The 10,970-nt window shown below is 64.2% G+C and carries 9 protein-coding genes, 2 rRNA genes and 1 riboswitch (1 of these 12 cut by a window edge); of the genes, 6 read left to right on the plus strand and 5 right to left on the minus strand.

What is annotated here, in order from left to right; translation table 11 throughout:
- Positions 1 to 129 precede the first annotated feature (129 nt).
- From ABID37_RS18970 to ABID37_RS18985, 4 genes are all read left to right on the plus strand, one after another.
- Positions 130 to 792: a response regulator gene (locus ABID37_RS18970; RefSeq protein WP_354197593.1), complete on the plus strand. Its 663-nt coding sequence runs from the start codon at positions 130 to 132 to the stop codon at positions 790 to 792.
- 89 nt (positions 793 to 881) lie between these two features.
- Positions 882 to 1,382 carry a thioredoxin family protein gene (locus ABID37_RS18975; protein ID WP_354197595.1) on the plus strand — a complete coding sequence of 167 codons (501 nt, stop codon included), beginning with the start codon at positions 882 to 884 and terminating at the stop codon, positions 1,380 to 1,382.
- 36 nt (positions 1,383 to 1,418) lie between these two features.
- Complete coding sequence (gene dsbD, locus ABID37_RS18980; RefSeq protein WP_354197596.1) at positions 1,419 to 3,239, plus strand: protein-disulfide reductase DsbD; 1,821 nt, start codon at positions 1,419 to 1,421, stop codon at positions 3,237 to 3,239.
- A gap of 10 nt (positions 3,240 to 3,249) precedes the next feature.
- A complete protein-coding gene (locus ABID37_RS18985; RefSeq protein WP_354197598.1) occupies positions 3,250 to 4,050 on the plus strand; it encodes a TlpA family protein disulfide reductase in 801 nt (266 codons plus the stop codon).
- Between the two features lie 2 nt (positions 4,051 to 4,052).
- Here ABID37_RS18985 and ABID37_RS18990 read toward each other — a convergent pair whose 3' ends face one another.
- Positions 4,053 to 5,423, minus strand: a complete 1,371-nt coding sequence (locus tag ABID37_RS18990; RefSeq protein ID WP_354197600.1) for an ATP-binding protein — start codon at positions 5,421 to 5,423, stop codon at positions 4,053 to 4,055.
- 259 nt (positions 5,424 to 5,682) lie between these two features.
- On the opposite strand from ABID37_RS18990, the gene ABID37_RS18995 reads away from it, so the two are divergent.
- Positions 5,683 to 6,354 carry a DsbA family protein gene (locus ABID37_RS18995; RefSeq protein ID WP_354197661.1) on the plus strand — a complete coding sequence of 224 codons (672 nt, stop codon included), beginning with the start codon at positions 5,683 to 5,685 and terminating at the stop codon, positions 6,352 to 6,354.
- A gap of 19 nt (positions 6,355 to 6,373) precedes the next feature.
- Complete coding sequence (locus ABID37_RS19000) at positions 6,374 to 7,084, plus strand: L,D-transpeptidase (protein ID WP_354197602.1); 711 nt, start codon at positions 6,374 to 6,376, stop codon at positions 7,082 to 7,084.
- Between the two features lie 87 nt (positions 7,085 to 7,171).
- On the opposite strand, the gene ABID37_RS19005 is transcribed toward ABID37_RS19000, so the two are convergent.
- The 4 genes from ABID37_RS19005 to ABID37_RS19020 all read right to left on the minus strand — a co-directional run.
- Positions 7,172 to 7,837 carry a TenA family protein gene (locus tag ABID37_RS19005; RefSeq protein WP_354197604.1) on the minus strand — a complete coding sequence of 222 codons (666 nt, stop codon included), beginning with the start codon at positions 7,835 to 7,837 and terminating at the stop codon, positions 7,172 to 7,174.
- A gap of 3 nt (positions 7,838 to 7,840) precedes the next feature.
- Complete coding sequence (locus ABID37_RS19010) at positions 7,841 to 8,488, minus strand: TenA family protein (RefSeq protein ID WP_354197606.1); 648 nt, start codon at positions 8,486 to 8,488, stop codon at positions 7,841 to 7,843.
- A gap of 89 nt (positions 8,489 to 8,577) precedes the next feature.
- Positions 8,578 to 8,692: riboswitch (TPP riboswitch) on the minus strand.
- A 232-nt stretch (positions 8,693 to 8,924) separates the two neighbouring features.
- A 5S ribosomal RNA gene (rrf, locus tag ABID37_RS19015) occupies positions 8,925 to 9,039 on the minus strand.
- Between the two features lie 198 nt (positions 9,040 to 9,237).
- A 23S ribosomal RNA gene (locus ABID37_RS19020) occupies positions 9,238 to 10,970 on the minus strand (it continues 1,081 nt past the right edge of the window).

Below are 10,970 nucleotides of genomic sequence, written 5' to 3' on the forward strand. Positions count from 1 at the left end.
AACTGGACAAGCAAGGCGACGATAATCGATTTGCCGCCCATTGCAAAACCGGTTCGTCGGCGCCGGCCTTTGCTTAAGACTGCCTTAAGGCCTATCGACAAAGCGCGGACATTCACGTGGAAGGAAAAGATGCGGCTGCTGATCGTGGAAGACGACGACATCCTGCGGGACGGGCTGAAGGTCGGCCTGTCCCTGGCCGGCTTCACCACCGATGCCGTCGCCACTTGCGAAGGCGCGCTGGCCGCGCTGGAGGCAAACCGCTTCGATGCCGTGGTGCTGGACCTGATGCTACCCGATGGCTCCGGGCTCGACGTGCTGAAATCGCTGCGGACCGCCCGCGACGAAACGCCGGTGCTGATGCTCACGGCGCGCGACGCCGTTGTCGACCGCATCGCCGGGCTCGACACCGGCGCCGACGACTATCTGGGCAAGCCCTTCGACCTCGACGAGGTGGCGGCGCGGCTCCGGGCACTCACACGGCGCTCCACCGGCCGCTCCAGCACCGAGCTGCGCTGGCGCGACGTGACGCTGGTGCCCGCCAGCCGGCTTGTCGAGCGGGCGGGCCGGCAGGTCCGGCTTTCACGGCGCGAATTCACCATCCTCCAAGCACTGATGAGCCATCCCGGCGCGATCCTTTCCAAGGCCCGGCTCGAGGACAAGCTCTATGGCTGGCAGGAAGAGGTGGAGAGCAACACGGTGGAGGTGCACATCCACCATCTGCGCGCCAAGCTGGGGGCGGGTCTCATCGAAACGGTGCGCGGGCTGGGTTATCGCCTCGGTCCGGAGCCCTGAGCCCTGTGCCCGCAAGAAGGCTTTAAGCCTGACTTAAGCTTCGCAACCCAAGCCCGCCAAATCCGATGCGTAAAAAAGAGCGAAGTTCCATGCAGGACAGGTTTTCCCATGCCGGCGACACAGCAAAAGCCCCTGCCCCCGTCTGCCGTCCGCTGACCCGCCGCACCTTGCTGCTCGGCTTGCCCCTGCTTGCGGGCGCGGGCCTGCTTGCCGCCCCCGCACCCGCCGCCACCTATCTGGTTGAAAGCCTGCCCCAATATCAGGCAGCCCTTGCCGATCTGTCGCAAAGCAAAACGGTGGCGCTTGTCGATGTCGGGGCCGAATGGTGCGCCTTCTGCAAGGTCATCGACACCAAGATCCTGCCCGACGAGCGGGTGGCGGAACTGATGCAAAGCTACGGCCTGATCAGGATCGACGTCACCGCCATGACTGATGGCCATCGCGCCCTGTTGCGGCATTTGCGGGTCGACGGTCCGCCGACCGTCTTCATCGTCGATGCCGCCAGCGGGGGTGAGCACGAAAACACCCGCTCGGTCGGCAATTTTTCGACCGAGAACCTGATAGCCCGGCTAAAACCCTTTGCCGGTTGATAAGCCTATCCGCGAAGTGAGCACGAGAACGTCGTTTTGAGAAAAATCACACTTGCCCTCTCGGCCCTGCTTTTCCTTGTCGGCATCCTTCCCGCCGCTGCACAGCAATCGGACCTGCTACAGGCCGATGAGGCATTCAGGCTGACGGCCGCGCCGGCGCGGCAAGGTGGCGTGACCTTCGAATGGAAGATCGCCGACGGCTATTACCTCTATCGCGACCATATCGAGGCCAAGAACGCCGACGGCGAAGCGCCCGTGGCGCTCGAAACCACCGAGGGCACCCGGGAAGACGACCCGAATTTCGGCGTCTCGGAAGTCTATTACAGAACCGCCTCGGCCCACCTGCCGAAAGGCGACGCATCCGAAATCCTGCTGACCTACCAGGGCTGCAAGAAGGATTCGATCTGCTACCCGCCCGAAACGCGCGCGGTGAACCTCGAGACACTCGAGATCAGGACCGCCGGCTCCGGTCTCGGCCTGTTTGCGCCGCCCTCGGAGGAGCCCGCGCAGGCGGCAGGCGCAGCCGACACCGGCGGCTTCCGTCTGTCGCAGGATGCTGCCTCGGGCGGCATGGTCGCCTCGCTTCTGGCCAATGGCGGGGCGTTGTGGGTGGTGGCGAGCTTCCTGGCCTTCGGCCTGCTGCTCGCCTTCACGCCCTGCGTGCTGCCCATGTATCCGATCCTGAGCGCCACGCTCGCCCGCTCCGGCGAAACGCTGACGCCGCGCCGGGGTTTTGCGCTGTCGCTCGCCTATGTGCTGGCCATGGCTACGGCCTTCGGCCTGCTCGGCGTTGCCGCCGCATGGTCCGGCCAGAACCTCCAGATCGTCCTGCAATCGCCCTATGCGGTCGGCGCCGTGGCGGCGATCTTCTTCATCCTCGCGCTGTCAATGTTCGGGCTGTTCGAGATCCAGCTTCCGTCAGCCTGGGTCAGCAGCATCGCCGGCACCGGCAGCGGGCGGCGCGGTTCGCTGGGCGGCGCGGCAGCCATCGGCTTCACCTCGGCGCTGATCGTCGGCCCCTGCGTCACCGCCCCGCTGGCGGCCGCCCTGCTCTACATCGCCCAGACCGGCGATGCCGCTCTGGGCGCGGCCGCACTGTTCGCCCTCGGGCTGGGACAAGGCCTGCCGCTGATCGCCTTCGGCACCTTCGGCAGCCGCGCCTTGCCCAAAACCGGCGGCTGGATGGACCATGTGAAATATGTCTTCGGCTTCGTGCTGCTCGGCATGGCCGTGTGGATGGCCTCGCGCCTGTTGCCCGCTCCCGCCGCTCTCGCACTGTGGGCTGCTTTGGCGATGGTGGCGGCCGTGTTCGTCGGCGCCTTCGATGCGTTGGGCAGCGATGCAACTGCCGGACGTCGGCTGCGCAAGGGTACCGGCATGGCGATTGCCCTCTATGCGCTGATCCTCGGCGTCGGCGCCGCATCCGGCGGCAGCGATCCGGCCCGGCCGCTGGCGCATATCGCCCTGTCCCGACAAACGGCGGAAACAGGGGCGCTCGGCTTCGCCAACATCTCCGCCGCGCCCGAACTGCAAAGCGTGCTCGCCACCGCTTCCTCCGAGAAGCGGCCGACGCTGGTCTATTTCACCGCCGACTGGTGCGTGACCTGCACCGGCATCGAGCGTGACGTCCTGCCGGCCGCGCAGGTCGCCGACAGCCTCGCCGGCTTCCGCCGCATCAAGGTCGACCTGTCGCGGCTCGACGAGGCCAACCAGTCCCTGATGCGGGACCTCGCGGTGGTTGGCCCGCCGACGATGATCTTCTTCGGAACCGACAAGGCAGAGATCGACGGCACCAGGCTGGTCGGCGAGATCGAGGTGAAATCACTGGTGGCTTCGGCGACCCAGGCCGGGAAATAAGGACCGCAGGATGAACGCCTTCACCATCGGGCCGCTGATGTTCTCGGCCGAGCGCCTTGCGGCAGTGCTTGCCATTTTCACCTTCCTTGCCGGGGCCGAGCTTCTGGCCCGCACGGTCGACCGGCGCTTTGCCGGCTGGTCGTGGCGCGCCGCGCTCGCCTTCTTCCTCGCCGCCCGTATCGGCCATGTGATCCGCCATTTCGACAGTTTCGCGGCCGAGCCGTGGCGCGTGCTGGCCGTCTGGCAGGGCGGCTTCATGATCCCGGCCGGCATTGCCGCCGTGGTGATCGTCACGCTCCTCCATCTGCGCCGCCACCCCGGACTGCTGTTGTGGACGCCGGTTCCGGCCGCAGCCGCCGCCTTCATGGCCACGCTGGTCATCCAGCTCACCGCCGGCGTACCGCCGACCCCCTTGCCGTCCGGCCCCTACACCGCCCTTGGGGGAACCACGGTGACCCCTTCGGCCCTCACCGGCAAGCCGATGGTCGTCAACCTGTGGGCGTCATGGTGCCCGCCCTGCCGGCGCGAAATGCCGATGATGGCCGATGTCGCCGCCAGCAATGGCGACGCCACCTTCCTGTTCGTCAACCAGGGTGAGGATGAAGGCACCGTGCGGTCTTATCTCGAAAGGGAAGGATTGGCGCTCGACCCGGTGCTTCTCGACGGGCTGAGCCGGTTTTCGCGCCACTATACGACGCCCGGCCTGCCGGCGACCTTGTTCATCGGCCCCGACGGGCAGTTGCGTGCCGTCCACATGGGCGAGATTTCCCGTGAGGCGCTTCTGGCCGGCATCGGCAAGCTGAGCGAGTAGATTCAGGCAGCGGCCGCAAGCCGCCTCGCCTTGCCGGCGGGTACAACGATGCCGGCGGCAAGCCCGCCCTGATCCCTGTTGCGCATGTCGAGCCGCGCACCGGCATGTTCCAGCGCCGTCTCCACGATGCTGAGGCCGAGCCCACTGCCCGCCGCCGAGCGGAAGCGGCCACGGAAGAAGCGTTCCGTCACCCGCGGCAATTCCTCTTCCGGAATGCCCGGTCCCGCATCCTCGATCCAGATCGTGACTTCATCGCCGCTCTCTCCAAGCCGGCAGGAGACCTGGCTCCCCGCAGGCGAATGATGCAGCGCATTTTCCATGAGGTTGCGGGCGGCCAGCCGGAACGCTTCCGGCGGCATGGTGATCCGGAGGCCGGCCAACGCCGGGTCTATGACAATGGCGGCGGACCCGGCCGTATGGGTAGCCAGCTCGTCGGCGACCGACCGCAGCAGAGGGCCGGCCTCGAAGGGCTCTTCGGCGGCAGGCCCGGCCCCGGCTTCCAGCGCGGCGATATCCAGCAGCTGCCGCACCAGGCGCCCGGTCCGGTCGACCCCGGCCACGATCTGGGAAAGCGCCTTTTCCCGGATCGCCGGGTCGGCGCTCGCCAGCGCAATCTGCGCCTGTGTCTTCAGGCCGGACATCGGCGTGCGCAATTCATGCGCGGCGAAGGCGATGAAGTCGCGCTCGCGCTCGCGCGCCTCGGAGACGCGCCGGAACAGCGCATTGATCGCCTTCACCACCGGCTGCAACTCGCTCGCCGCGCCCGGAGCCTCGATGGAGCCGAGATCGGAAGCCGGCCGCGTGGACAACTCCCTGGCGATGCGGCTGAGCGGCGTCAGCCCCCGCCCGACGCTCAGCCAGATCAGCCCCGCCAGTACCGGCAGGATAAGCAGCGCCGGCAGCAGCACGCCGGCAATGACGTTGTTCACCAGATGATCGCGGAAATAGACGCGATCGCCGACCATCACCCGCACCCCGGCTTCGGGATTGTCCACCGTATAGACGCGCCAGGTCTCGCCATCGATGACGGCGTTGGAAAAGCCGGGGGCCTTTTCCGACAGCTTCGCCTGCGGCGCTCCGTCCGACTGGCTGAGCAGCGTGCCTTCCAGCGACCATATCTGGCAGGAAAGCTGGCGGTTGTAGGCGGAATGCGGCTCCGTCGCGATCGGCGGCACGATCGCGTCCCCGGCCGTGGCAAGGGCGCGCCGCGTCACCATGGAGTTGACCATGCGCGCCGCCTCCATCAGCCGCGCGTCGAGCACCCGCTCGAGCTGCGAACCGGTAGAAAAGTAGATCCACGTCACCGCCGAAAGCCACACCAGCCCGGTGATCAGGATCAGGATCGCGAACAGTCGGGTTCGCATGGAACGCATAAGCCTCGTCTCCGCTCGCCTCGCCGCCTGTTCGGCGGCATGACGGTTTCCCTGCCTCATGCCGGCGCCTTAAGGCAATCTTAAGAAAGGGAGCGCCGGCTGCCCGAACGGAAGCTGTGCGCTGTCTGCAACACCGGATTTTTTACGTGTACGCAGGCTTTCCTTTTGCCCTTAAGCCTGCCTTAAGGTCCACCAAACCCTGTCGGCCCGACCAGCAGAAATCGAGGCCGTTTCCATGTCGATCACCCCGCACCGGATCATGCCGCAGCTCGCGAACATCGGTTCTTCCGAAACCCATGGCCCCACAGCGCTCAACCGCCGCGCGGCACTGGCGCTGATGGCGCTGGCGGCGGCCGGCATCGTCACGCCGGCGCAGGCATCCGCCGACGACGGGCTCAGCACCGAGATGATCCTCAACGATCCGGCGGACCCGAAGGCCGGCAACGCCAAGGGCGATGTCACCATCGTTTATTTCTTCGACTACAACTGCCCGTTCTGCAAGAAGACGGTCGATCCGCTCAACAAGGTCGTGCGTGCCGACGGCAAGGTGCGACTGGTCTACAAGGATTGGCCGATCCTCACCTCGGCCTCGATCTACGGCGCCAGGCTGGCGCTGGCGGCCCACCGCCAGGGCAGGTACGGCGAGGCCCATCATGCGCTGATGGCCATCAAGGGCGGCAGGGTCGAGGAAGACAGGATGCGCAAGGCGGTGGCCGGAGCCGGGCTCGACATGGCCCGGCTGGAGCATGACATGAAGGCGAAGGACGCCGAGATCACCGCCCTCCTGCAGCGTCATGGCGCGCAGGCCGACGCGCTCGGCCTTGCCGGCACCCCGGTCTTCCTCATCGGCCCCTTCCTCGTCGCCTCCGCGCTCGACGAAGCGGGCTTCCGGCAGGTTATTTCCGACGCGCGAGCGCGCGACAGCAACTGATACGAAGGACTTCAGGCATATGACCGACGCAATGGACGAGCGGCCGGCACGGCGCGTATGGACTGCGCTGGCGCTTCTGGCCTGCATGGGGCTGGGCGCCTGCGCCACATCTTCCGAGATGACCGTGACCAGCCCTGCGCCCGCGCCGCCTGTGGCCGAGCCCGCGCCCGCGCCGGTCGAACAGGCTTCGGTCACGCCGCCGCGCTATGGGCCGCGCCCCAATGAGCGTTTCCCGCTTCCGCAGGAAGACCTGTCCAAGATCCCGGAAAAATATCACCGCCAGATGGTCGATTATCGCAGCGACTATGCGCCTGGCACCATCGTCGTCGATCCCGCCAACCGCTTCCTCTACCTCGTCCAGGCCAATGGCAAGGCGCTGCGCTACGGCGTCGGCGTGGGTGCCGCCGGGCGCGGGTTCAGCGGCGTCACCGATCTCGCCTGGAAGCAGGAATGGCCGCGCTGGCGCCCGACCGACTCGATGATCGCCCGCGCGCCCGAGCAGTACAAGAAATATGAGAACGGCGTCGAAGGCGGCCCGACCAATCCGCTGGGCGCGCGCGCGCTCTACCTGTTCAAGGACGGCAAGGATACCTACTACCGCATCCACGGCACCAACCAGCCGAACAGCATCGGCAAGGCGGTTTCGGCCGGCTGCATCCGCATGCTGAACATGGATGTCGTCGACCTCTATCAGCGTGCGCGCCCCGGCTCGAAGGTCGTCATCCTCTAAGCAGTCGCGAAAAAGGCGCGGCGGCAACGACATGCCTCCCGCCAGAAAACTCCCCGGCCGAAACCGCCGCCGGGGAGGTTTTTCGTGTCAGCCTCGGGCGGCATCCAGCCCCATCTGCCAGAAATCCGCCTCCAGCCGCGAGGCCTTGCCGAACAGGGCGGCAAGCTCCCCGAAACGCCGCTCCGTCATCGAGCGCGCCGCCAGATCGTCGAGCAGCTTGCGTGAACCGACGGCAAGCTGCTGGAATGCATCCCCGGCATATTCGCCGATCCATTCACGGTACGGGTGGTCCCCCAGTGCGGCGACGCCGTTTGGCGCCAATGCCTTGCCGATCTCGGCATAGCCGATGACACACGGCGCGAGCGCGACATGGAGGTCCAGCAGGTCGCCGGCCGCGCCGCAGTCGAGCACGAAACGGGTATAGGCGACGGTTGCCTGATGCTCCGGCACGGAGTGGAGCTGCTCGGGCGAGAGCCCCCAGCGCCCGCACAGCCGCACATGCAGCTCCGTCTCGTCGAGTATGCCGGAAAGCCCCGCCTGCGCCGCCCGGATTTCGGGAATGGTGCGGCTCTTGTAAGCCGCGAGCGCCCAGGCGCGCGAGAACTGGATGAGGAACAGATAGTCCTGCACCAGATAGGCCCGGAACGCCGCCTCGGGCAGAGTACCCGCGCCGAGCTGCCGCACGAATTCATGACCGACATAGCTCTGCCAGTCAGCGGCGGCAGCCTGCTTCAGCCGTTCGAACACATCCATTGCTTACTCTCCACTCTCATAGGCTGCATCGAAGAACGCCAGTTCCAGCGCCACGGCGCGCGAGAAGAAATCGCGGCTCGTCTCCGATTCCGCCGGCCCGACACGGTCAAGCTCGGCGCGCAGGAAAGCCACGAAATCCCGGAAATGGGGATTGTCGTGCAGGGTGATCCACTCCGCGTGGACGAAGTTTCGCGGCAGCGGCGCCGGCGCCTTCATGGCCCAGTCGAGATAGAGCCATTCGGCGACATTGAGCACGGCAAGTGCCGCCGCATAGGAACGCGTGGCCGCCGCCTCGCGCATGATCGCCTTGAAACCGGTCGTGGGCTGCGTGTCGGCAATGGCCGCCCGCTGCTCTTCGCTGACACCGAGAGCGTCGAACGCGCGCAGGAAGTAGGTGTTCTCCTCCCCCGACACCATGCCGATAAAGCGCCCGAAGCGCAGCCGCGCCTCGAAACTGTCGCTGGTGGCGATGGCCGCGCCCAGCAAGGTCAGGAAGCTGTCGAGAAAGCGGTGGTCCTGCACGAGATAGGAGGCCATTACCTCGTCGGGCACCATGCCCTGAAACAGTTCCTGGACGAAGCGGTGCTCGACCGCCCGCGTCCAGGCCGGCTGGCTTTCTCGTTTCAAGGTTTCGGTGAAGCGTTCGGTCATCGTGCTGTCCTTTCGTGGATGACAGCGAGACCGTCTGTTTCAGGCTTTGTTTCTGGCATGGGCGGCCTCGCAAGGAGGCCGGCAAAAGGCAGCTTGAAATTCGCCATCCCTTCGCCGGCATGATCCGGATCAGGTTCGAAGGGTCACCGCGCTGCTTGCGCCAGCGGTCTCTCAGCCCCTTGCGGGACTCCCCTTGGTGAGATTGTCTTTTAGGAAATAAGGATTGGCCTGTCACCCCTCGCCTCGCTTCAACGGCAAAGGGTCCACCAAATTTTCAGAGAGGGGCAGCGGGACTCCCCCTATCCGGTCAACTCCACGAGGCGGGCAGCCACAGCCTCGCCGCAAACGCAAAACGCCGCCCCGAAGGGCGGCGTTCCGAAATCAGGAAAATGAGCTGTTCTGGATGACGATGAGAAGATTTTCATGCGTTTAGCAGACCTGGCAGCGACCTACTCTCCCGCGTCTTGAGACGAAGTACCATCGGCGCAGGGGCGTTTCACGGCCGTGTTCGGAATGGGAACGGGTGCAGCCGCCCCGCCATGACCACCAGGTCGGCAAAGCGCATGTTATCTGAGAAGCTGTTTTGTGCTGATGTTTTGCGTGTCTGCCTTGATCGCCTTTCAGCCGTCAGGCTGCAAGGTCGACCGACCGTCGGCGCTTGTGCGCCGCGCCCGCGCAGCGCCGCCCGAAGGGCGGAACCAGCGTGAGCGATAACAGACATCGCGCAGCGATGAACATTAGGAATGAGAACGATCAAGCCGATCGAACTATTAGTACCGGTAAGCTTCAAGCGTTGCCGCTCTTCCACACCCGGCCTATCAACGTGGTCGTCTTCCACGGTTCTTGAGGGAATACTCGTTTTCAGGTGGGTTTCCCGCTTAGATGCCTTCAGCGGTTATCCCGTCCGTATATAGCTACCCTGCTATGCGGCTGGCGCCACAACAGGTCCACCAGAGATACGTCCATCCCGGTCCTCTCGTACTAGGGACAGATCCTGTCAATATTCCTACACCCACGGCAGATAGGGACCGAACTGTCTCACGACGTTCTGAACCCAACTCACGTACCGCTTTAAATGGCGAACAGCCATACCCTTGGGACCTGCTCCAGCCCCAGGATGCGATGAGTCGACATCGAGGTGCCAAACAACCCCGTCGATATGGACTCTTGGGGGTCATCAGCCTGTTATCCCCGGCGTACCTTTTATCCGTTGAGCGATGGCCCTTCCACACGGGACCACCGGATCACTATGACCGACTTTCGTCTCTGCTCGACTTGTCAGTCTCGCAGTCAGGCAGGCTTATGCCATTGCACTCAGCGAACGATTTCCGACCGTTCTGAGCCCACCATCGCGCGCCTCCGTTACTCTTTAGGAGGCGACCGCCCCAGTCAAACTACCCACCATACATTGTCCCGGACCCGGATGACGGGCCGCGGTTAGACATCCATAGTAATAAGGGTGGTATTTCAAGGGTGGCTCCACCAAGGCTGGCGCCCTGGCTTCAAAGCCTACCACCTATCCTACACATGCCACTACGAATGCCAATGTAAAGCTATAGTAAAGGTGCACGGGGTCTTTCCGTCTAACCGCAGGAACCCCGCATCTTCACGGGGAATTCAATTTCACTGAGTCTATGCTGGAGACAGCGGGGAAGTCGTTACGCCATTCGTGCAGGTCGGAACTTACCCGACAAGGAATTTCGCTACCTTAGGACCGTTATAGTTACGGCCGCCGTTTACCGGGGCTTCGATTCAAAGCTTGCACCTCTCCTCTTAACCTTCCGGCACCGGGCAGGCGTCAGACCCTATACGTCGCCTTGCGGCTTCGCAGAGCCCTGTGTTTTTGATAAACAGTCGCTACCCCCTGGTCTGTGCCACCCTCTTACGGTTGCCCGCAAAAGGGTCACGCTTCTTCCGAAGTTACGCGTGCAATTTGCCGAGTTCCTTCAGCATAGTTCTCTCAAGCGCCTTGGTATACTCTACCAGTCCACCAGTGTCGGTTTCGGGTACGGGCTATAAGGAGGAGCTATTTCCCGGGACCGCTTCACTGCCAGGATCAATCCGATAAGACCTGACAATACACGCGATCCGTCACTACCTCCAGGCTCACGAATATTAACGTGATTCCCATCGACTACGCCTTTCGGCCTCGCCTTAGGGGCCGGCTAACCCTGCTCAGATTAACTTTAAGCAGGAACCCTTGGACTTTCGGCGGGGGAGTCTCTCACTCCCCTTACGTTACTCATGTCAGCATTCGCACTTCTGATACCTCCACCGCCCCTCACGGGTACGGCTTCATCAGCTTACAGAACGCTCCGCTACCGCTCGTGATTGCTCACGAACCCTAAGCTTCGGTGTATGGCTTGAGCCCCGTTACATTTTCGGCGCAAAGACCCTTATTTAGACCAGTGAGCTGTTACGCTTTCTTTAAATGATGGCTGCTTCTAAGCCAACATCCTGGTTGTTTTGGGATCCTCACATC

Source organism: Aquamicrobium terrae, from assembly GCF_040545735.1.
GTDB classification, from domain to species: Bacteria; Pseudomonadota; Alphaproteobacteria; order Rhizobiales; family Rhizobiaceae; genus Mesorhizobium; species Mesorhizobium terrae_A.